Source organism: Cognatiyoonia sp. (assembly GCF_965661665.1).
Lineage (GTDB): Bacteria > Pseudomonadota > Alphaproteobacteria > Rhodobacterales > Rhodobacteraceae > Cognatiyoonia.
Genome location: NZ_CBFIEO010000013.1, coordinates 75,260 through 94,863 on the forward strand (window position 1 = coordinate 75,260; position 19,604 = coordinate 94,863).

Annotated in this window: 23 protein-coding genes and 2 tRNA genes; 9 read left to right on the plus strand and 16 right to left on the minus strand. The window is 55.5% G+C overall.

The features are described 5' to 3' along the window. Positions 1-102: 102 nt before the first annotated feature. The 3 genes from ACTF5F_RS09970 to ACTF5F_RS09980 all read left to right on the plus strand — a co-directional run bounded on the left by ACTF5F_RS09970 (position 103) and on the right by ACTF5F_RS09980 (position 2,250). A complete protein-coding gene (locus ACTF5F_RS09970) occupies positions 103-558 on the plus strand; it encodes an Lrp/AsnC family transcriptional regulator (RefSeq protein ID WP_438956720.1) in 456 nt (151 codons plus the stop codon). Then, positions 555-1,007, plus strand: coding sequence for an Lrp/AsnC family transcriptional regulator (locus ACTF5F_RS09975; protein WP_438956721.1), 453 nt, complete (start codon positions 555-557; stop codon positions 1,005-1,007). Before ACTF5F_RS09970 ends, ACTF5F_RS09975 begins: the two co-directional genes overlap by 4 nt. Positions 1,008-1,122: 115 nt before the next feature. Then, positions 1,123-2,250 carry an aminotransferase class V-fold PLP-dependent enzyme gene (locus ACTF5F_RS09980; protein WP_438956722.1) on the plus strand — a complete coding sequence of 376 codons (1,128 nt, stop codon included), beginning with the start codon at positions 1,123-1,125 and terminating at the stop codon, positions 2,248-2,250. On the opposite strand, the gene ACTF5F_RS09985 is transcribed toward ACTF5F_RS09980, so the two are convergent. Next, positions 2,247-3,440 (minus strand): UbiH/UbiF family hydroxylase, encoded by a 1,194-nt coding sequence (locus tag ACTF5F_RS09985; protein ID WP_438956723.1) that lies wholly within the window; start codon positions 3,438-3,440, stop codon positions 2,247-2,249. The two genes, ACTF5F_RS09980 and ACTF5F_RS09985, sit on opposite strands and share 4 nt — an antisense overlap. A 138-nt stretch (positions 3,441-3,578) precedes the next feature. On the opposite strand from ACTF5F_RS09985, the gene ACTF5F_RS09990 reads away from it, so the two are divergent. Then, positions 3,579-4,232 carry a GntR family transcriptional regulator gene (locus ACTF5F_RS09990; protein WP_438956724.1) on the plus strand — a complete coding sequence of 218 codons (654 nt, stop codon included), beginning with the start codon at positions 3,579-3,581 and terminating at the stop codon, positions 4,230-4,232. A 32-nt stretch (positions 4,233-4,264) separates the two neighbouring features. Here ACTF5F_RS09990 and ACTF5F_RS09995 read toward each other — a convergent pair whose 3' ends face one another. Beyond that, a complete protein-coding gene (locus ACTF5F_RS09995) occupies positions 4,265-4,393 on the minus strand; it encodes a hypothetical protein (protein ID WP_438956725.1) in 129 nt (42 codons plus the stop codon). A 237-nt stretch (positions 4,394-4,630) separates the two neighbouring features. After that, positions 4,631-5,794 (minus strand): glutamine-hydrolyzing carbamoyl-phosphate synthase small subunit, encoded by a 1,164-nt coding sequence (gene carA / locus ACTF5F_RS10000; RefSeq protein WP_438956726.1) that lies wholly within the window; start codon positions 5,792-5,794, stop codon positions 4,631-4,633. Positions 5,795-5,968: 174 nt separating this feature from the next. Between carA and ACTF5F_RS10005 the strand changes: the two genes are divergently transcribed. Continuing rightward, entirely contained in the window at positions 5,969-6,427 is a 459-nt protein-coding gene (locus ACTF5F_RS10005; protein ID WP_438956727.1) for a GatB/YqeY domain-containing protein, read from the plus strand. An 18-nt stretch (positions 6,428-6,445) separates the two neighbouring features. On the opposite strand, the gene ACTF5F_RS10010 is transcribed toward ACTF5F_RS10005, so the two are convergent. Then, positions 6,446-6,610: a hypothetical protein gene (locus ACTF5F_RS10010; RefSeq protein ID WP_438956728.1), complete on the minus strand. Its 165-nt coding sequence runs from the start codon at positions 6,608-6,610 to the stop codon at positions 6,446-6,448. Positions 6,611-7,169: 559 nt separating this feature from the next. Between ACTF5F_RS10010 and ACTF5F_RS10015 the strand changes: the two genes are divergently transcribed. Further along, entirely contained in the window at positions 7,170-7,574 is a 405-nt protein-coding gene (locus ACTF5F_RS10015) for a hypothetical protein (protein ID WP_438956729.1), read from the plus strand. A 61-nt stretch (positions 7,575-7,635) separates the two neighbouring features. On the opposite strand, the gene ctaD is transcribed toward ACTF5F_RS10015, so the two are convergent. The 3 genes from ctaD to ACTF5F_RS10030 form a co-directional block, all read right to left on the minus strand. Then, the gene (gene ctaD / locus ACTF5F_RS10020) at positions 7,636-9,309 is read right to left on the minus strand and encodes a cytochrome c oxidase subunit I (RefSeq protein ID WP_438956730.1); all 1,674 of its coding nucleotides are present in this window, start codon (positions 9,307-9,309) and stop codon (positions 7,636-7,638) included. Between the two features lie 133 nt (positions 9,310-9,442). Further along, on the minus strand, positions 9,443-10,087 hold the full coding sequence (lipB, locus tag ACTF5F_RS10025; RefSeq protein WP_438956731.1) for a lipoyl(octanoyl) transferase LipB: 645 nt from the start codon (positions 10,085-10,087) through the stop codon (positions 9,443-9,445). After that, on the minus strand, positions 10,080-10,850 hold the full coding sequence (locus ACTF5F_RS10030) for a LytTR family DNA-binding domain-containing protein (protein ID WP_438956732.1): 771 nt from the start codon (positions 10,848-10,850) through the stop codon (positions 10,080-10,082). Before ACTF5F_RS10030 ends, lipB begins: the two co-directional genes overlap by 8 nt. 320 nt (positions 10,851-11,170) lie before the next feature. Here ACTF5F_RS10030 and ACTF5F_RS10035 point away from each other — a divergent pair, with 320 nt between their 5' ends. Together ACTF5F_RS10035 and ACTF5F_RS10040 are read left to right on the plus strand one after the other, a co-directional pair. Continuing rightward, positions 11,171-11,425 carry a hypothetical protein gene (locus tag ACTF5F_RS10035; protein WP_438956733.1) on the plus strand — a complete coding sequence of 85 codons (255 nt, stop codon included), beginning with the start codon at positions 11,171-11,173 and terminating at the stop codon, positions 11,423-11,425. Positions 11,426-11,483: 58 nt separating this feature from the next. Further along, positions 11,484-11,570 (plus strand) — tRNA-Leu (locus ACTF5F_RS10040). 282 nt (positions 11,571-11,852) lie between these two features. Here the strand turns inward: ACTF5F_RS10040 and ACTF5F_RS10045 are convergent. The 9 genes from ACTF5F_RS10045 to ACTF5F_RS10085 all read right to left on the minus strand — a co-directional run bounded on the left by ACTF5F_RS10045 (position 11,853) and on the right by ACTF5F_RS10085 (position 18,897). Next, positions 11,853-12,356, minus strand: coding sequence for a helix-turn-helix domain-containing protein (locus ACTF5F_RS10045; RefSeq protein WP_438956734.1), 504 nt, complete (start codon positions 12,354-12,356; stop codon positions 11,853-11,855). Positions 12,357-12,642: 286 nt separating this feature from the next. Beyond that, on the minus strand, positions 12,643-12,933 hold the full coding sequence (locus ACTF5F_RS10050) for a DUF1330 domain-containing protein (RefSeq protein ID WP_438956735.1): 291 nt from the start codon (positions 12,931-12,933) through the stop codon (positions 12,643-12,645). A 303-nt stretch (positions 12,934-13,236) separates the two neighbouring features. After that, complete coding sequence (locus ACTF5F_RS10055) at positions 13,237-14,166, minus strand: AEC family transporter (protein ID WP_438956736.1); 930 nt, start codon at positions 14,164-14,166, stop codon at positions 13,237-13,239. Between the two features lie 83 nt (positions 14,167-14,249). After that, positions 14,250-15,041 (minus strand): MBL fold metallo-hydrolase, encoded by a 792-nt coding sequence (locus ACTF5F_RS10060; protein ID WP_438956737.1) that lies wholly within the window; start codon positions 15,039-15,041, stop codon positions 14,250-14,252. Continuing rightward, positions 15,038-15,826: a TatD family hydrolase gene (locus ACTF5F_RS10065; protein WP_438956738.1), complete on the minus strand. Its 789-nt coding sequence runs from the start codon at positions 15,824-15,826 to the stop codon at positions 15,038-15,040. The genes ACTF5F_RS10060 and ACTF5F_RS10065 overlap by 4 nt, the downstream gene beginning before the upstream one ends. An 11-nt stretch (positions 15,827-15,837) precedes the next feature. Further along, positions 15,838-16,956 carry a DNA polymerase III subunit delta' gene (locus ACTF5F_RS10070; RefSeq protein ID WP_438956739.1) on the minus strand — a complete coding sequence of 373 codons (1,119 nt, stop codon included), beginning with the start codon at positions 16,954-16,956 and terminating at the stop codon, positions 15,838-15,840. Continuing rightward, on the minus strand, positions 16,953-17,546 hold the full coding sequence (gene tmk, locus ACTF5F_RS10075; protein WP_438956740.1) for a dTMP kinase: 594 nt from the start codon (positions 17,544-17,546) through the stop codon (positions 16,953-16,955). The genes ACTF5F_RS10070 and tmk overlap by 4 nt, the downstream gene beginning before the upstream one ends. Before the next feature lie 19 nt (positions 17,547-17,565). Continuing rightward, positions 17,566-18,741, minus strand: a complete 1,176-nt coding sequence (locus ACTF5F_RS10080) for a D-alanyl-D-alanine carboxypeptidase family protein (protein WP_438956741.1) — start codon at positions 18,739-18,741, stop codon at positions 17,566-17,568. Positions 18,742-18,756: 15 nt separating this feature from the next. Continuing rightward, on the minus strand, positions 18,757-18,897 hold the full coding sequence (locus ACTF5F_RS10085; protein ID WP_438956742.1) for a hypothetical protein: 141 nt from the start codon (positions 18,895-18,897) through the stop codon (positions 18,757-18,759). Positions 18,898-19,099: 202 nt separating this feature from the next. Between ACTF5F_RS10085 and ACTF5F_RS10090 the strand changes: the two genes are divergently transcribed. Then, positions 19,100-19,189, plus strand: a tRNA-Ser gene (locus tag ACTF5F_RS10090). The last annotated feature ends 415 nt before the right edge of the window (positions 19,190-19,604 follow it).

The following is a 19,604-nucleotide window of genomic DNA, read 5'->3' on the forward strand; positions in this document are numbered from 1 at the left end:
GGGTTATGAGGTATGATTGGCGGATTTACGATATTGGATTTGAGTGTTTTTGCTTAATTAAGAGAATTGTTATTCGTCGATAAATTAATTATGATAAAAATCATGCTTGATGACCTCTCTCGCGTGATTTTGCGCCATCTGCAATCAGACCCAACTTTTACGGTTCCCGAGTTGGCGGACTGCGTGCGCTTGTCGCCTGCGCAAGTCGCCCGACGTTTGGATAAATTGGCGGAGGAGGGAATCATCAAAGGACAGGAAGCACAGATCAATTGGGCGGCGCTGGGTTATGATGTGCAGGTCTCTTTGCGCATCACACTCGACAAAACAGCAAACCGCGCGTTCGATGATTTTCAAAGCGCCGCGCGGGACATTCCCGAGGTTTTGGAGATACAGACGTTTCTGGGGCGGGTCGATGTGCGGCTGTCTTTGGTGGCGCGTGACTTGCCGCATTATCAACAGGTCTACCGTGACCGCATCCTTACCTTGCCGCATATCGCCGATATCGAAGCCCTGATGACGGTCGCCAACGTCAAGCAGGATGAGGAGTTGCCGCTGTGAAACTGGACGACCTGGACCGCGATATTTTGCGGGCTTTATCGGCAGATGCGTCTCAGTCGGCCAGCCATCTGGGGCGAAAGCTGAAGCTGTCCCAACCTGCGACGTGGCGGCGGATCAAGCGGTTGCAGGATGCAGGCATACTTGCGGGCAGGCGGCTTGTGCTCGATGCCGAAAAACTGGGGTTCGGCGTCACAGTTTTTCTCGGCGTCAAGCTCGCCACAAAAGGCCGCGTGAGCTTGGAGGATTTCGAACGTGCCGTGAGCGCGATCCCCGAAATCCAAACGGTTGAGCATGTGTTAGGTCTCTATGACTATCGCCTGCGCGTCGTGGCACGGGATTTGGCGGATTTTGAGCGGGTTTTGCGCCGCCGGATCATGACTTTGCCAGGGGTGGGGGATGTGGAAGCCAACGTGCTTTTGAGTGAAGAAAGGCGTCCGGGGCCGATTTGAGCGCTATCGGAAATACGGTTTTCTCATGGTGCGGACTTGGTGCCATTGTATACCCAGATAGACTTTGATTTTCGCCCGTCTGAGGCTTAGCTGATGACCAAACGGAGGAGTTATTATGGACGGCACACCGCATTCAGTTGACCCTGATGGTTTGATGGAATTTTCGGTCGTTTTCACGGATCGATCCCTGAACCACATGAGCAAGGCGTTTCAAGGTGTCATGAATGACATCCGCGAGATGCTAAAAGAGGTTTATAACGCTGACAAGGTGGCCTTGGTCCCCGGGGGCGGCACCTATGCGATGGAAGCGGTGGCGCGTCAGTTTGGTGGCAATGCACATGCCTTTGTCGTCCGCAACGGATGGTTCTCCTATCGCTGGAGCCAGATTTTTGAGGCGGGTGATTTCACGGCACATACCACGGTAATGAAGGCCCGCCAGTCTGGCAATGACACCCGCGCCCCTTTCGCGCCAGCGCCGATTGAAGATGTGGTTGCCGCCATCAAGGAGGCGAAGCCGGATGTGGTATTCGCCCCGCATGTGGAAACCTCTGCTGGGATCATCCTGCCGGATGATTACATCGCTGCGTTGGCCGATGCTGCGCATGAGGTCGGTGCGATTATGGTGCTCGATTGTATCGCCAGCGGGTGCGCATGGGTCGATATGAAAGCCACGGGCGTTGATGTGCTGATCTCCGCGCCTCAGAAGGGGTGGTCTTCCACGCCGTCGGCAGGCTTGGTGATGATGTCGGATCGTGCTGTTGCGCGGATGGAAAACACATCCTCTGACAGTTTCACGGTTGATCTGAAGAAATGGACGTCGATCATGGATGCTTATGAGAACGGCGGCCATGCGTATCATGCGACGATGCCCACCGATGGGTTGCGCGCGTTCCGTGACACGATGCTGGAAACGCGGGAGTTTGGATTTAACAAACTGAAAGACGCGCAGTGGGCTTTGGGCAATGCGGTGCGTGCGGCGTTGGCCGACAAAGGGATCAAATCCGTTGCGGCCTACGGCTTCGGCGCCCCGGGTGTTGTCGTGAGCTATACCGATGATCCAGATGTTCAAAATGGGTCCAAGTTCGCCGCCGAGGGCATGCAGATCGCAGCAGGTGTGCCGCTGCAATGCGACGAGCCTGAAGATTTCCGCACCTTCCGGATCGGGCTTTTCGGTTTGGATAAGCTCTATGATGTGGACGGGACCCTGGATCGGCTCCTGCCTGTCCTCAATCGCGTCCTTTAGCCTTTCGCACCAAGCCCCATCTGCATCAATCGGGTGCGGATGGGTTTGATGCCGTGTAAGGCTTTGATGCCTGCACGCCGTGCTTCTTGCGCCAACGGATTGCCAGCCATTGACGTGCGGTTCAGCATATCAATGCCAGCCACCCGCAATTTGATGTCCCCGTGGCGGGCGCGTTGGTAGGCGTCGAGCATAGCCGGGCTGCCCAAATCATCGCGATGCCGCACCGACAGGTCGAGCAGGTGGCTAAGATCCGTGAGCGACATATTCAGGCCTTGCGCGCCGATCGGGGGCATAACATGGGCAGCCTCAGCGACAAGCGCCGTCCGCGCTGCGACCAGAGTGTCTGCGATTTGGCTAATGATGGGCCAAGCCGTGCGCCGCGATACGAGTATCAGTCGCCCCAAAACGCCACCGCTTCGCTCCGTCGCTTCTTCTTCAAATTGGTCTGTTGGGATGGTGCGCAGACGCTCCGCCTCCTTACTGTCGGTCATCCAGACCACGGCGGAGCAAGGCCGGCCATCCTGATCTGGCAAAGGCACAAGGGTGAAAGGTCCACCCGATTTGTGCACCTCGGTTGAAATATTTTCGTGTGGCGTGTCATGCGCTACGGCAAAGGTGAGTGCGTGCTGCCCATAGCGCGTGGTGCTGACCTCAATGCCCGCAGCCTTTCGCACGGCGGAGTTTCTGCCATCTGCACCAATGACCAATGATACGTCGATGCGTGTGCCATCTGTCAGGTGGGCGATGACCCCGTTGGTGCGGGCGAGGTAATCCTGAAACTCAACGCCGAGCCTGATTTCAACGGTATCCAACTCCTCAATTCGCGCCATCATCTCACGACGGAGCAGCCAATTGGGCAGGTTCCAGCCAAACGGCCGGTCGGAGATGTCTTCCGCATCAAACGCACGCTCAACCGTGTCGGGGCGCGAGGCATCGATGATTTGCATGGTTTGCAAAGGCGTCGCAAAGCCGCTCAACCGATCCCAAAGAGCTGCGCGATCCAGAAAATCACGCGCGGGCTGAAGGAAAGCCGTGGTGCGCAGGTCAGCGCCCTCGGCATCGGCATCTGTGATAGGTGGATGGGGGTCGACGATCACAACTTTGAAGCCAGCGGACCCAAAAGCGGAGGCCGCGGTCAGGCCCGCAACACCACCGCCAGAAATCAGAATATCAAACCGTTCTCTGCTCATTTCTTACACATAGGGGCCGGTGCGAAGACAGGAAAGGCACAAGATGACACATGCGACACATCGTCGGTGTTTTTGCGTATGCTTGCGTCAACCTAGGTTTACAGCCTAAGTTGCTTCGACGAATGGAAGGACGGAACCATGCAGGATCGCCGAGCGGGGCAAAAGGACGCCTACGATCTGATTTTGGAAGCGATTGACGAACATATCTATGTTCCAGGTGATCGCTTGGTTGAAAGTGAATTGGCGGAACGCCTTGGGGTCAGTCGCACGCCGGTGCGCGAGGCGCTGCAGCGATTGGAAACTCAGTCGATCCTGACCCGCGATGGCCGCTCACTGATCGTGGCATCGCTCGACCACACGCAATTGTCAGAGCTTTACGTCGTGCGGGGGGAGCTGGAAGGCTTGGCCGCACGATTAGCAGCACGCCATGCGACACCTGAGGAGGTGCGCGTGCTCCGCGACATGCTCGACGCAGATAAAGCCCTCATCAATGATCCAGATGCAATGAGCCGCGCCAATCGGCGCTTTCACAAGCAGATTCACCTTGCATCCCACAACCGGTTTCTAGTGCAGCAGCTTGATCTGGTGCACAGATCCATGGCGCTCTTGGCGTCGACGTCGATCCGTGCTGACGGTCGGGGCATTGATACCCTGAATGAGCATGAGGCCATCGTCACGGCTATTGAAAAGGGCGATGGGCAGGCCGCTTATGAGGCCCTCTGTGACCACATCAGTACGGCTTATGAGATCCGGCTGCGTTTGGATGCGGAAAAGGCCGACCTCGGTCGATAGGGAGACCACATCACCCCTTGTTGGGTTTTGTCCTAGTAGAATGGCTTCCAGAACAGTTCCATCACGCCTTTGATTGCGGCGAGTGTGTCGAGTGGGAAATTGACCATTAGTGTGGGTGCCCACTTGATCAGCCATGGCTTGCCGGCGCGAAGACTAGCCACGCAATGCGCTTGAGGATGTGGCGTAGCTCACCTCAACCCCCTTTTAGAGCTTTCAAGCGCTTCGAAAGCCGCTTTGGGGGTCAATGCAGATCGCTCTATCAGCAAGCGCAACAGCCATGGCAATTTTTGTCAGCGCTGGTGTTCCACAGTCCAATTGATGCATGACTGAAAACTCATTGGTTCCTTGGGAAAGCTGAGGAAACCTAAGGAATCTTAGTTAACGCTTGTTAAGGCGAGTTAAGACGCTGCGCGCTTGTCCATCGCATCGGCAAACCGCTCAAACAGGTAGTAGCTGTCTTGCGGGCCAGGGCTTGCTTCGGGGTGGTATTGGACCGAAAACACCGGACGATCCGTCATGCGGATACCACAGTTTGATCCGTCAAAAAGCGATGTGTGCGTTTCTTTCACGCCATCCGGCAGGCTTTGACTGTCCACCGCAAACCCGTGGTTCATGGAGGTGATCTCTACCTTGCCGGTTTCGAGGTCTTTGACCGGATGGTTCGCGCCGTGATGGCCGTGGTTCATCTTGACTGTCTTGCCGCCCAGCGCCAGCGCCAGCATCTGATGGCCAAGGCAGATGCCAAACACAGGCAGGTCGGAGCGGTCTAACACGCCTTGGATCATTGGCACCGCATAAGCGCCTGTCGCTGCTGGGTCGCCCGGACCGTTTGACAGGAACACCCCATCAGGGTTCAGCGCAAGAATGTCGTTAGCAGTCGCGGACGCTGGAAGTACCGTTACATCGCATCCAGCAGAGGCAAGGCAGCGCAGAATGTTCCGCTTGGCGCCATAGTCAATGGCGACGACTTTGTGCTTGGGATTGGTTTGCGCTTTGTAGCCCTCCGGCCAAGCCCACCGCATTTCGTTCCACTGGTACGACTGTGCACACGTCACCTCTTTCGCGAGGTCGAGACCCTCAAGCCCAGAAAACCCGCGGGCGGCTTTGACGAGTGCGTCGATATCGAAATTGCCGTCAGGGTCATGGGCCAGCGCGACATGCGGTGCGCCCTGCTGTCGGATCGCACGGGTCAAACGGCGCGTGTCGACACCCCCAACGCCGATGCGCCCGCGCTTGGACAGCCAGTCGGTTAATTCTTCGGCGGCGCGCCAGTTTGAGGATGCGGTCGGGTCCCATTTGACAACCATGCCTTCAGCGACGGGATCAGCGGTTTCATCATCCTCTGGATTGACGCCGGTGTTTCCGATGTGGGGGAAGGTGAAGGTGACGATCTGACCGGCGTAAGAGGGATCGGTCATGATCTCCTGATACCCTGTCATGGCAGTATTAAAACACAGTTCTGCGGTGGTCTGGCCCGTGACCCCAAAACCAATGCCGTAAAAGACTGTGCCGTCTGCCAATGCTAGGCAGGCTGTGGGCTTGCGAGTGGCTGTTTCCAACATGGCAGATTCCCCAAGATGCACAAATTGTTGGGGTAGTAAGGGTGTGACACACAAGGGTCAAGGGGCCAAAGTGGGAGATTTTCCGTTACATCCGGTTGGGTCGGAAAATCATTGTCAGCGTGCGGTCGCATGGCTAAGTTGCGGGTTCGTTCGAAGCAATCGGGACAAAAGCTTATGGACATGCGCACTCGGGTCACTGACGCCCTGAAAGATGCAATGAGATCGAAAGAGGCGGATCGCCTTGCCACCCTGCGACTGATCAACGCAGCGATCAAAGACAAAGACATCGCATTGCGTGGCGAAGGGGATGATCAGATCGTGACTGATGCGGATGTTCTGGCGATTATGGGCCGCATGGTGAAACAACGCCAAGAAAGCGCGCGGGCCTACGATGAAGGCGGCCGGATCGAACTGGCGGAGAAAGAACGCGCCGAAATCAAGGTCATTGAAGAGTTTCTGCCAAAGCAGCTTGATGAGGCCGAAACCGAAGCCGCCGTCGCCGCGGCGATAGAGGCTGTCGGGGCTGAAAGCATCCGCGACATGGGGAAGGTCATGGGCGAGCTAAAGGCCAAATACACTGGCCAGATGGATTTCGGGCAGGTGGGGCCTCTGGTGAAAGAGCGCTTGGGGTAAATCAAGCGCCTTAAGCGTTTACCAACGATTGTCTAAACGCCGTTCAAACGGTTGGCGCGTCCGCAGTTTCCGCGCCTTTTCCAATTCGGAATGCAGTATCATGTCGTAGTGGCTGAAGCGCTGAAGCATGGCATCCTCTGTACGCGTTGCAGTGCGGAGCGATTTCGAAAAAATTCCTAACATTTGAGGTCTCCTTTGGTCTGTTAATTGACAAATAAGCCTCTTGGGTGAACCACACCACTCAATATGGTTTGCAATATGTTATATGAAATTTCAGATGCAATGGTCTGATATCCCATCGTTGTCCGCACTCCGCGCTTTGGAGGTGACAATCCGCAACCAGAGCTTCTCCAAGGCGGCGTGAAAGCCCAATGTCACTCATGCGGTGATTGCGCAGCATGCCCGCGCTTTGCAGGCTGAGTTTTCACAGTCCTTGGTGCTGCGTCAGGGCAGGGGGCGTTGTCGGGACAGAGTTAGGTCAGCGATTGGCAGCAGTCTTGAATGATGGGTTTTCGACGATTGGTTCTGCCGTGGACGACCTTCGCCGCACGGTGGAGGAGCGACCGCTCAATGTCACACTGACCCCCGTCTCTGCATTAAATTGGCTGATGCCGTGGATGGGGAGTTTTGGAGCAAGCATCCCGACATCTCCATCAATCTCAATCGATCGAACGGCTTTGTGGACTTGCGCGAAGATGGCTTTGATTTGGCCATACGTCACGGGTGAGGGGATTGGCCGGGAATGGAAGCCAAGCTGTTCACAGGTATCGACTATTGGGCGGTCGGAGCGCCCAAACTTCCCGGCAATAAACCGATGGATTGCTTCTCAGATCTCATCGACCTGCCTTGGCTTATTGAAGAACACATGCTGGAACTGCGGCGCGTGATCGCTTTGTCGGGGTTGGATTTGAACAGCGTCAATCTCAAGGTGTTGGGCACCAACGGTCTGGTGATTTCTGGCGTGAAAGCGGGGCGAGAGGTGAAGGTGCAGCCGAGGTCGCTTGTGGAGGATGACGTCAAGCGCGGTGAATTGCGAAAGGTCTGCGCTTTGGAACATTCGGAGCTAGGGTATTTTACCGTCGTACTGCCGGGGCGGTCGCCGCGGGGTTTGCGAGAATTTATGAAATGGCTCCATAGGGCGGCCTGAAACCCATCAGACAAAGAAAAAGCCCCGCTGAGTAGCGGGGCTTCTTTTTCTCGAAACCAGCTTAGTGTGCGCGGCTTTTGTCCCAGTCTTCCTGCTTTGGCAGGATTTCGAACGTATGCTCTGGTGGTGGGGATGGCAGTGTCCATTCCAGCGTGTCGGCATATTCGTTCCAAGGGTTTGCCTCGGTCACGCGGCGGCCTGCTGTCAGGGTGTAGAAGATCACACCGATGAAGAACAGGAAGGACGCGAAGGACAGGAATGCACCCCAAGATGAAATATAGTTCCAGTACGCAAACGCCTCTGGGTAGTCGATGTAGCGGCGGGGCATACCCTGACGACCCAAGAAGTGCTGAGGGAAGAAGGTGATGTTGGCACCGATAAACATCATCCAGAAGTGCAGCTTACCCGCCCATTCAGGATACATGCGGCCGGACATCTTTGGCAGGTAGAAGTAGATACCCGCGAAGATGGAGAAGACCGCACCAAGGCTCATCACATAGTGGAAATGTGCCACAACGTAGTATGTGTCGTGATACGCACGGTCCACACCAGCTTGTGACAATACGATGCCTGTCACGCCACCAACGGTGAAGAGGAACAGAAAGCCAAAGGCCCAAAGCATCGGTGTCTTGAACTCAACAGACCCGCCCCACATGGTCGCAATCCAAGAGAAGATTTTGACACCGGTTGGAACCGCGATGACCATTGTCGCCAGCATGAAGTAAGATTGCTGTGTCAGCGACATGCCCACCGTGTACATGTGGTGTGCCCAGACAACGAAGCCCAATGCGCCAATCGCAACCATCGCGTAGACCATTGGCAGGTAGCCAAAGATCGGCTTGCGCGAGAATGTTGCGATGACGTGGCTGATAATGCCGAAGCCTGGAACGATGATGATGTACACCTCTGGGTGTCCGAAGAACCACAGAATGTGTTGATAGAGGATCGGGTCACCGCCGCCAGCAGGATCAAAGAAGGTCGTGCCGAAGTTGCGGTCTGTCAGGAGCATTGTGATCGCACCAGCCAAGACAGGCAGCGCCAAAAGGATCAGCCACGCTGTGACGAAGATCGACCATGAGAACAGCGGCACTTTGTGCAGCGTCATGCCTGGTGCGCGCATGTTCAAGAAGGTTGTGATCATGTTGATCGCGCCAAGGATCGACGACGCACCGGAGACGTGCACCGCGAAGATCGCAAGGTCCATCGACAGCCCGGCTTCACTGGTGGAAAGCGGTGGATAGAGGACCCAGCCTACACCCGAGCCCAGCTGACCATTCCCGCCGGGGGCCAACATGGACGCAACGCCGAGAGATGTACCCGCAACATAAAGCCAGAAAGACAGGTTATTCATGCGTGGGAACGCCATGTCTGGCGCGCCGATTTGCAGTGGCATGAAATAGTTACCAAACCCGCCGAAGAGGGCAGGGATCACCACAAAGAACATCATCAGGACGCCATGATAAGTGATCATCACGTTCCAAAGGTGTCCGTTTGGCGTACATTCCGCGCCACCATCAGCGATGAAGCGTGCGCCTTCCATACACATGTACTGGACGCCTGGGTTCATCAGCTCCATCCGCATGTAGACGGTGAAGGCGACGGAAATGAAACCGGCCAGACCTGCAACAAACAGATACAAGATGCCGATATCTTTGTGGTTTGTGGACATAAACCAACGGGTAAAGAACCCGCGGTTGTCTTCGTGCTCATGGCCGTGGATGGCTGCGTCTGCCATTTGGCTCTCCTCGCTTGGCTAAGTCGATAAGAGGGACGAGTCACCTCGTCCCACCGTTTCACCTGCTTCTAGTGGACACCCACGCCGTGGGCAATCATCTAAGTGCGTATTTGGGTGGGTAAAAATGGCGCAGTTAAGCGTTGAAGGGGCAGGTCTTGCGCAAAGCCACGTCAAGGTCGTTCATTGTGACGGGCAGACCAAGGTCGGTGAGCGATGTCACGCCGTGTTTTTGGATGCCACACGGAACAATGCCGTCGAAATGACTGAGGTCTGGTTCGACATTGATTGAAAGCCCATGAAACGACACCCATTTGCGCAATCGGATGCCAAGGGCCGCGATTTTATCCTCGGCCACGTCTCCATTGGCATATCGGGGTTTTTCTGGCCGCTGAACCCAGACCCCGACACGACCATCGCGCCGTTCGCCCACTACATTGAACTCCGCCATCGTGTCGATGATCCAACCTTCAAGCTGGTTGACGAACGCGCGCACGTCCCGTCCGCGCTCTCCAACATTGAGCACGGTGTAGACAACCCGCTGTCCTGGGCCGTGGTAAGTGTATTCCCCGCCGCGCCGCGCCTCAAATACAGGAAACCGGTTCGGATCGACGAGATCGGCGGGCTTCGCTGAGGTGCCTGCGGTATAAAGCGGTGGATGCTCCAATAGCCAAATCAACTCTGCAGCCTGACCCGCCGCAATGTCGTTGGCCCGCGCTTCCATCACCTCAAGCGCGTGCTGATAATCGGTCAAACCGTCGCTGATTTTCCATTCAACCATTGCGGCCTCGGGGCAACAGATTGGCCTCGCGCAACGCTGGCATGTAGCTGCGGCTGACAGGGATGGCATCACCGGTTGTCATGTGGCAGGCGGCGCGATCACCCGTGCTTTCAACGCGCATAATGTGAGAAGTGGCAACCCAATGCGAACGGTGAACTTGCAACCCGTCGACAGGGGCGCATTTTGCAATGGCATCGGGCAGGCGCATCAAGATCATGGTTTGTCCTTTGGTCGTAATGATATTGACATAGTGATCTGACACGGTGAGAGCCATCAGTGCGCCGCGCTTTTCCAAAGGCAATCGCAACAACAGGGCGGGGACGGCACGATCTTGCAGGTCATCGATGCAGAAAAGGCTGCCGATGACGATTGCCGTGCAAATGGGGGTGATGCGGATCAAATGCTGCCACCTATCCATCAGCGACGAAGGCCACTGATCAAGCAGGGCACCGTTGGAAAGGCCGATGAAGGCTGCCACCACCAGCGATAGGCCAACGGATGTCGCCATTAGCCCCAGCCGTGTGTCGAGACGGTTGAGCGCGGTTCCCATCAAATCGGTGGCGATGCTTCCGAGACAGTAGGTGCCGATCACCATAAAACTCCAATATCGAATGTGGTGCCACAGCCCCATGAATTCAAACGGTTGGAACGGGCCAGAGACGCCGATGATCAGCGAAAAGGCCAAGAGCATGGCCAACGTCTTGCGCTGCGTCAGCTCAGCCCGCAGCGCACAAAGCGCGAGTTGTAGAGCCCCGTCATTCACAAATTTATCCGACCTTTCACGTATCGCGCGTTGATTTGTCCGCAGTCTTTTTCGCATTGTGGTATTTCATACCCGCGATTGGAAAAGGTCACAAATGTCCGTCACTCCATCACCCCTATTGAATGCGCCGCCGGAGATTGAATTTCATGTGGTGAGTGCCTTCTGCGTAATCTTGCTGGGCCCAATGGCCTTGTTTCGACGATCGCGTGATCGGTGGCACGAAGCCTTCGGATATTGCTCGGTTGTGGCAATTTTCGCGACAGCTGCCTGGTCGTTTTTTATTCTGGGCAGGCCCATTCAGCATCATTCACGGTCTGTCGGTGCTGACACTTGCAGGGCTATGGCAGCGCCTTGTCGCGGTGCGATCAGGCGATATCGCCCGCCATCAGGCCGAAATGCGCAATCTCTATTTCTGGGCGATGGGGGTTGCGGGCTTGTTCACCTTTCTGCTTGGTCGTCGCATGAATCGCGTCTTCTTTGCTGATATGCCTGTCGTCGGCTTTGCAGTTGCAGCCGCAATCATTGGGGCAGGGTTGGCATGGTATTGGGCGCGGTACCGGCGCTTTACTGCGTAGCAAGTTTTTCGCTTGGCAAGGTCAAACTCCTGCACTAGAAGCGCCCCAGCTAGGATTTGCGATCGTGGCGGAATTGGTAGACGCGCAGCGTTGAGGTCGCTGTGAGGTAACACTCGTGAGGGTTCGAGTCCCTCCGATCGCACCACATCTCCCTAATAACCATTTGATCTTACTGTCTAATTTGACTTTAGGGAGTGTCTACATGGGTTGCATTCTGGATACATCGAACTCACAATCAACTATTCCTCATACGGTTATCCGTGGGAGGACCTGCTGCTTTCAGATGAGAGTGCCAAAGCGACATCAGCAGTTATACGGGCAATTTATTCGGGCTAGGCTGTCTCAGCTTGGAGGCAAAGGCACGAATGGTGGTATGCAAAGCGCAGAAGTTAAAACTGGGTTACTACCCACGTGGCGCGCTAGAACCTTAGTCGATGAACAGGTTCGTGATATTGTCCTTACCACCATCTACTCGCATACCTTGAGTTAATACGAATGGGCCATGACGCTTATTAGGCTTAGCTAAGCTGACCAGCTTGTCAGTCACCTCTCGCCATACTTGGTTCATCTGATCTCGGCTCTCTTTTAGCTCAGTCTTGAGGTCAGATACCTCCTGCTTCAACTTCGCATTGTCATGCTCGGATGCCTCTAGCCTCTGCTTAACGAAGCTTAGCTCTAACTTTGCTTTTAATGCGTCCAGTTCATGTTGTGGTGTGGCAGCTATGGGGGGGATGCCACTTTTATTCTCACTGGGAGCTTTTGGGTATCGTTTCTCACGCTCCCTCATCCAATTAGCTAAATCAGTAGGTCTAATCGCCCAGTGGTTCTTATTGTTCCTGTGGGCGGGTAGCTCCAAGCTTTTGATGCTGTTCATAACAGTATTACGACTAACACCTGCTTTGGTTGCGGCTTTTGCAGGTGAGAGCATCATCGGAGTAGCGGTCCTATCAGCTATTGGGTTAACCTATCGGTATCACTGGGACCTCTCACCATCAAGAGTGTGATGTTTCACAGCAAAACAGTCGTGCCAAAGTCGCCCTCTCTTGTACCCAACACTGAAGTTGTAGTCCGTGTCACATTGGTCAGGAGATCAAGTAGGGATCACAGGACAGCCGTAAGGGCCCTACAGGGCCTCGCTGAATCCGTTGAGGACGTGGACGTAGGCATGGGTAGCTGAGACGATCTAAAAGCTATCAGCTGGGGGGGGGCGTGCTGCGCTACTCAGCTCCCTCAATTATCATCAGGTCTGTGTCGGAACAGGTCTCACGTACAACTTTTGCAGCCTGATATTCTTCGCTGAAGTAGAAAGTTTCAGCAGCTTCTTTGCTCTCGAACTCAATCATCATAACCGTACCGCTGAGTTTACCTTCGTGTCTATCGGCTGATGGGCCTCTTGCTAAAACCTTGCCACCGTATTTCTTGATAGCTGGTGCTGCCATTCCAGCAAATGCTTGGAACTTTTCGGCGTCAGTTACCCTAATGTTGGCTACTAAGTATCCTTTTGGCATGTTTCTGACCCTCTAAGTTGTTAGTTAACTTTTAGCACAGTTTCATAACTTAGCCAAACTCAGTTCGGATGGATGTAATGAACTCGTCAAAGGTAGCGAAAGTGATATTCCTGCTGGTTGTTTAAAACAATGTTGTCTCACATTGGTCCGGGGATCAAGTCGTGCTCATGGGGCAGCCGTAGAGGCGCTGGAGAGTCCCTCCGATCGCACCAAACCCCCCTTACAAAATCGATAATTTGGAGTTTATGGACTGTCTGTACTGCCCGATGTGTGGGGGCTTGAGACAGCGATCTTGGCGCGGAGCTAGGGCAATAGCGTCAGCCAGACCCAAATTGTCAGAATCGATAGGGCCGTGCCCAACAGAACGCTACTGGCCGCGACCCTTTTCGCGCGACCGTACATGTTGGCAAATACATAGGTGTTTATCCCCGGCGCCATCGACGCCGTCAGGATGGCCGAGCGGAACGCGTCAACCCGCAGTTCGTTGTAAGAGCCGATAACCCAAACAATCATTGGATGCACGACAAGGGAGAGGGAGACGACAAAGAGGATCGTCCGCATGTCCCCCTCCGGTCGATAGCGGTACAACACGCCGCCCAGTCCAAACAATGCGGCGGGCAGCGCCGCGCTGATCATCAGATCGATAGCGTCCCAAAGCACACCAGGCATCGGCAGGCTAAAGACATTGACCGCAAAGCCGAGCGCGATCCCAAGAATCAGCGCATTGGAAAACATTGCGGTTAGCACCTTACGGGGCAGTTTCCGAAGGGTGTTCCCACGATTGCGCGCAATCTCCATCGCTGTGATGCCGACGCCGTAGCAAAACGGTGAATGGATTGCGATGATGGTGTAATTCGAGGTCAGCGCATCGACACCATAGGCCCGCTCGGTAATGGGCAAGCCCAAAAGAACGGAGTTTGAGAAGAGACCGCAAAACCCAATGGCGACAGCATCCTCCCAATCGCGCTTGAAAAGAAGTCGCGCACCGAAGAAGGCAATAATGAAGCTGAAAAACGCGCCAACATAGAAGCTGGCCAAAAGGGCCAGATCAAAGTTCTGATCCAGATCCAACGTCGCAATCGCCCGAAATAAAAGGCACGGGATTGCAAATTTCTGGGTAAAGTCCATCAGGCTGTCGACGCCAGCCTCCGAAAAAAAGCCGCGCCAAACAGCCGTGAAGCCAAAACCGATCACCAAAAAGACGGGAAGGATGACGTCTAACAGCGTCTGCAACTTCGTTTCCTCGCAAAGGTGACAAGATCACCATTTGCGCACACGGTTACCCGCCGGAACGGGGAAGGTCAAAACCGGAATGCTTAAGGTGCTGTGATGGATAGCCCATCGTAGGCGGGATGAATGTGCGCAGGCGTCTCCCCTTCAAGCGTTTCATAGTCCAAATCGTTGTGCAGATTTGTCAGAATCGCTTGTTTCGGTTCGGCCCGTTTGATCCATTCCAGCGTCTTGGCCAGATGCGCATGGCTTGGGTGTGGGTCGCGGCGCAGCGCGTCGACAATCCAAGTGTCGAGCCCTATCAGCGTGGGCCAAACATTATCTGGGATGTCTGAGACATCTGGAAGATAGGCGACATCACCAATCCGGAAACCAAGCGCGTCGATGCTGCCGTGGGTGACTTCGAAAGGTGTCAAAGTGATCGGCCCACCGGCCCCTTTGATGGTCAGATCGCCATCGATGGTGTTGAGCTCCAAGATCGGCGGGTAGGGGGAGCCTTTCGGCTGCACAAAAGCGTATCCAAACCGGTCGAGCAGGGCGTTGCCGGTCGGTCCATCGGCCCAAACCTGTAGCCGTTCGCGGATATTGAAGACGATCATTCTGAGATCATCAATGCCATGCACATGATCGGCGTGTGAATGGGTGTAGACCACGGCATCAAGCTTGCCGACGTCTGCGTCCAAAAGCTGTTGGCGCATATCGGGGGAGGTATCGATCAAGATGCGCGTCGTGCCCTTATCGCCGACCTTCGTGATCAAGAGCGAGCACCGTTTGCGGCGGTTCCGTGGGTTGTTGGGATCACAAGCCCCCCACAGCCCACCCAACCTTGGAACGCCGCCTGAAGAGCCACAGCCCATTATGGTGAAGGTGGTGGTCATGGCGATGCCTTCCAGAACAGACGGTCGAAATTGGCGGTCGTTTGCGCGGCAAAATCCTTATAACTTAAACCATAGACCTCTGCACCGACGCGCGCGGTATGGGCGGTATACGCAGGCTCATTCCGCTTTCCGCGAAAAGGCGGCGGGGCGAGGTATGGACTGTCGGTTTCGACCAAAACGCGGTCGACAGGGGCCGCCATAAAAATATCGCGCAACTCTTGGCTTTTAGGAAAGGCGGCAATGCCTGACATCGACAGATAAAATCCCATGTCGAGCGCGGCTTTTGCAAGCTCCGCTGAACTGGAAAAGCAGTGCATGACGCAGGTGTAGGCCCCGTTATCGAAGCCTTCACGCAGGATGCGCGCCATGTCATCATCGGCGGAGCGGGCGTGGATGATAAGCGGCAGACCGGTTTCACGCGCCGCGTCGATGTGAACGCGCAAGGATTGCTGCTGAATGTCTTTGCTGTCAGCCGTATAGTGATAGTCGAGCCCCGTCTCACCGATACCTACGAACTTTCGGTGCTCGGCCAAACCCACAAGCTCGTCAACTGTCGCAAGTGGTTCGTCTGTTGCGCTCATCGGATGGGTACCCGCGGCGTAATAGACGTTTTTGAATCTCTCCGCGATTGCCCTGACCTGTGGTTCCAGACGTAGCCGTGTGCAGATCGTCACCATTCGGGTCACGCCCACCTCAACGGCACGCGCGACCACATCTGCCCGCTCCTCGTCAAAGTCAGGGAAGTCCAGATGGCAGTGGCTGTCGACGAGTTGGGGCGTTGTCATGGTCACTCAGTTCAGGGCACAGTTGTCTTTTGCGCGATCTTTTCGATCTTGAAAATCATATCGAGGATCATTGAGGCAGGGTCAAGATTGACCGCCTTGCCATGCCGCGACCTGTTGACCAGCTGTTGCTGCAATTCTGCCCAGTGCCGCGCGGCCACATCATGGGGGGCGAGTCGCGCCAAAAGGCGGGCCTCGCCCGGCGCGCCTTGTTGATTTGGTTCGCCGACCAGCCCCGCGCGGGCGGCGCGGCTAATGAAGACGTCCATAAGGTCAAGCGTAATCGCAAACCGCGTTTCAGACCCCCGACCGGCGCAGCTATCCGCGAGTTTGAGTGCGATGGGTCGGTTGATATTCGGTAGCCCATCGAATAGCGAGACAAGCTTTGCATAAAGCGGCAAGCCATCGTAATTGAGCAGGCGGATCGCATCGCCAGCGGAGCCAGAGCAAAGTGCGGTCAGTGCATCCGGTGCCTCGATCTGCATGTTGGCTTGTTCCAAAGCCGCTGTAAGATCGGTCGCACTCAGCGGCGCACACCGCAACTCCGTGCAGCGCGATCTGATCGTCGGCAGCAGGCGGGACGGTTGGTGTGACAGCAGCAGGAGGGTTGTGTTGGTAGGGGGCTCTTCCAGCTCTTTCAGAATGGCATTGGCCGCGTTGCGGTTCAGCTCATCGGCGCAATCCACGATGACAACCCGCCGCCCGCCATCCGCCGCGGACATTTGAAAGAACCCTTTGAGCCCGCGGACTGCATCAACGGTAATTTCGGATTTCAGCTTGTGCGTCTTCTCATCCACTGGACGTCTGACCACATACAAGCGCGGATGTGCGCCCGATTGCACCAGCCGCGCGTCCGGGTGTTCGGAGGAAACGTCCAGCGATGTCGCCTCTGCCAGACCTCCAAAAAGGCCGCTAGCGGCGTCTTCGGACAAAAGGAACGTTGCAATCTTCCACGCAAGGGTTGCTTTACCGATCCCACGGGGGCCGGTCAGCAGCCAGCCAGAATGCAGACGGCCAGAGTTATATGCCTCCAAGAACCGTGCGACGGCGGCGTCTTGTCCGAACAAGCGCTGGGTTTCTCTGGGGTGGGGCGCACCGTCGATGCGATCTGATTCAGGAAGCTCTTCGCTCATGACCGCGCGGCAAACCTTGCGGCAACGTCGGCGGCCACGGCGGCGACATCGCGGTTCCCGTCAATGAGAACACAGCGATCTTCGGAATGGGCGAGCGACAGGAAGCCGTGGCGCAGTGTTTCCTGAAACCCAAGGCCAAAATCTTCAAACCGATCTTCGCCGGATTCACGGGCTAGACCACGATTCAACGCCGTTTCAGGGTCCATATCGATGACGAAGGTCAGATCAGGTTCTCGCCCGATCATCAGTTTGTGGAGCTGATCGACAATCTCGCGCAGATTACCGCGGGTCGCCCCTTGGTAGACGCGCGTGCTATCTGCAAACCTGTCTGAGATCACTGTTTTGCCTGCGGTGAGTGCAGGCAGGATCGTCCGTTCCAAATGGTCGCGACGCGCGGCGGTGAAGAGCAGGATTTCCGTCTCAGCCGTCCAGCGGTCAGGATCGCCGGTCAGCAGCAATTTACGGATTTCTTCGGCACCAGGGCTGCCACCAGGTTCGCGTGTCAGAACAACATCATCCAAACGCTCCGCCAAAAGCCGCGCTTGGGTTGATTTTCCAGACCCATCAATACCTTCAAAGGTGACAAACATGTAGTGGGTCTTACCTGAACTAAGCGGGGTTGTCAGCGCCGCGCAGGGCGTTGAGCTTTTCCATAAGGACCTGTGCTGCGACGCGCAACCTTGTTTCAAAACCACCCTCTGCCACATCAGCGGAAGCAACGAGCGGCACGGTGGTTTCAGGCAGACCTTCAATCGTGATGACCAAAGACCCAACCGTTTGACCGGCGGTGATGGGTGCGGTGAGCGGGCCCTCATAGACCACTTCTGCGTTCAGTTTGTCATCCGCCAACACAGGAACGAGGAGCGACAAGTCCTCCTCCACTGTCAAACCAACAGTGGGTTGCGCGCCCATCCACACCTCCGCTTCCACGATGCGGGATCCGGCGCGTACGACGTCCTTTTGGGCAAACTGTCGGAACGCCCAATTAACGATGCGCTCCGCTTCTTCGGCGCGTTCAACTTCGCTGTTGAGCCCAGTGATGACAAAAATGATCCGGCGATCGCCCTGTTTGGCGGACCCAACGAGACCGTAGCCTGCTTCCTGAGTGTGACCGGTCTTTAAGCCATCAGCGCCGATGTTGAGTTTCAAGAGTGGATTTCGATTGTTACTGTTTGCGGGCGCACGCCCATCAAAGGCAAAGCTTTGCTCGGCAAACAGGGGGTAGTATGTCGGGAAGTCCGAGATCAAGCGATCTGCCAGAATTCCCAAATCCCGCATTGACATGCGGTGGCCCGTCGCGGGCCAACCGTTGGAGTTCACGAAGGTGGAATTGGTCAACCCCATCCGTTTGCCGCGTTCGGTCATCAAGCGGGCAAACTCAGCCTCACTGCCGCCAATGGCTTCGGCCAAAACGGCGCTGGCGTCATTGCCGGACAGTACAATCACACCGCGCAACAGGTCTTCGACTGATACGCGATCCGTGGTGTCCAAGAACATGGTCGAGCCGCCATAGCTGGATGCAAAGGATGAAACGGGCAGTTTTTCCCCGATCCCCAAACGTCCGTCGGCCACAGCCTCGAACGCCATATAGATTGTCATGAGCTTGGACATTGACGCAGGCGGCAACGGCTCATCCGCGTTCTTTTCCAACAGTACGGTCCCTGTGGTCTGGTCCAATACATAGGCGGCCTGCGCGCGGGTATCGAAATTCTGGGCCAATGCAGCAGCCGTACCAAAGCAAGCCACGAGCACTGAACAAAGGATCAGACGAAGCGCAAGCAGCATAAATGGACCCTCGGTTTAGTTGGTGAAGAAGTAGACGTCGGTGAAACTGGGCAATTCAAAACGCACCTCGTCTTCACATCCGGCCAGCGCCAAAAGGCCAAGGCCCGAGGCGAATACTTTGGTTTTGCCCTGCGTTTTAAGTGCCTTGCTCGACATTTTACGCCTTTACCGCTTTGCCGTCAGCCCGCGCCAGATCTTGTTTTACAATCTGTTCGCCAGCTGCGGTCGTTGTCTTTTGCGACAGCTTAGCGATTTGGACGTTGTTTTGAAAGGCTTCATCACACTTTCTCGGCGGAAAACCCCAAAGCATTTTGAGCACTTTTCGAATCGTACGAACGTGGCTAAACGGAACGTACGCGGAAGCTTGGCAGAGTGGTCGAATGCACCGGTCTTGAAAACCGGCGAGGGTGAAAGTCCTCCCAGGGTTCGAATCCCTGAGCTTCCGCCACCCCCCCCCGATATTGCCTTATTTGCCAACAAAACAAGGGGTTTTGTGGCTGGCGCGGAATGACCTACGACACACGTTGACCACACACGCTCCCAACCGAGCGAATGCTGTTGAATCACTTTGACATGTGAACGCTTCAGCCAGCCCAGCGCATAAAGCAACCGACGGCAATAATGTTGTTGCTACCGAAGTATCCAGCCGCTTCAAAATCTTGTCATCTAGCTCACAGGTTCTCACAAACGCGCATACCTCTCTCAGCGGCCTGTGTGGTGCTGGTAGGAGCCATGCGCTTGTTGGCTACTCGATAAATTTCTTTGAACGCTGCTTTGTTTTGGGGAAACCACAGCGTCCAACAAAGATTTGTCTAAAGCTAACAGCTGGTATCAGATAAACTGTTACAAGACCGTCTCATTTT

Excerpts from the sequence above, each read along its gene's own strand:
- ACTF5F_RS10085 (WP_438956742.1), bottom strand. The coding sequence starts at position 18,897 with ATGTCGAGCAAGGCACTTAAAACGCAGGGCAAAACCAAAGTATTCGCC.
- ACTF5F_RS10080 (WP_438956741.1), bottom strand. The coding sequence starts at position 18,741 with ATGCTGCTTGCGCTTCGTCTGATCCTTTGTTCAGTGCTCGTGGCTTGC.
- lipB (WP_438956731.1), bottom strand. The coding sequence starts at position 10,087 with ATGGTTGAATGGAAAATCAGCGACGGTTTGACCGATTATCAGCACGCG.
- tmk (WP_438956740.1), bottom strand. The coding sequence starts at position 17,546 with ATGTTTGTCACCTTTGAAGGTATTGATGGGTCTGGAAAATCAACCCAA.
- ACTF5F_RS10015 (WP_438956729.1), top strand. The coding sequence starts at position 7,170 with ATGGAAGCCAAGCTGTTCACAGGTATCGACTATTGGGCGGTCGGAGCG.
- ACTF5F_RS10060 (WP_438956737.1), bottom strand. The coding sequence starts at position 15,041 with ATGACCACCACCTTCACCATAATGGGCTGTGGCTCTTCAGGCGGCGTT.
- ACTF5F_RS09985 (WP_438956723.1), bottom strand. The coding sequence starts at position 3,440 with ATGAGCAGAGAACGGTTTGATATTCTGATTTCTGGCGGTGGTGTTGCG.
- ACTF5F_RS10065 (WP_438956738.1), bottom strand. The coding sequence starts at position 15,826 with ATGACAACGCCCCAACTCGTCGACAGCCACTGCCATCTGGACTTCCCT.
- ACTF5F_RS10050 (WP_438956735.1), bottom strand. The coding sequence starts at position 12,933 with ATGCCAAAAGGATACTTAGTAGCCAACATTAGGGTAACTGACGCCGAA.
- ACTF5F_RS09990 (WP_438956724.1), top strand. The coding sequence starts at position 3,579 with ATGCAGGATCGCCGAGCGGGGCAAAAGGACGCCTACGATCTGATTTTG.
- carA (WP_438956726.1), bottom strand. The coding sequence starts at position 5,794 with ATGTTGGAAACAGCCACTCGCAAGCCCACAGCCTGCCTAGCATTGGCA.
- ctaD (WP_438956730.1), bottom strand. The coding sequence starts at position 9,309 with ATGGCAGACGCAGCCATCCACGGCCATGAGCACGAAGACAACCGCGGG.
- ACTF5F_RS10045 (WP_438956734.1), bottom strand. The coding sequence starts at position 12,356 with ATGATGCTCTCACCTGCAAAAGCCGCAACCAAAGCAGGTGTTAGTCGT.
- ACTF5F_RS09980 (WP_438956722.1), top strand. The coding sequence starts at position 1,123 with ATGGACGGCACACCGCATTCAGTTGACCCTGATGGTTTGATGGAATTT.
- ACTF5F_RS09970 (WP_438956720.1), top strand. The coding sequence starts at position 103 with ATGCTTGATGACCTCTCTCGCGTGATTTTGCGCCATCTGCAATCAGAC.
- ACTF5F_RS10005 (WP_438956727.1), top strand. The coding sequence starts at position 5,969 with ATGGACATGCGCACTCGGGTCACTGACGCCCTGAAAGATGCAATGAGA.
- ACTF5F_RS10070 (WP_438956739.1), bottom strand. The coding sequence starts at position 16,956 with ATGAGCGAAGAGCTTCCTGAATCAGATCGCATCGACGGTGCGCCCCAC.
- ACTF5F_RS10010 (WP_438956728.1), bottom strand. The coding sequence starts at position 6,610 with ATGTTAGGAATTTTTTCGAAATCGCTCCGCACTGCAACGCGTACAGAG.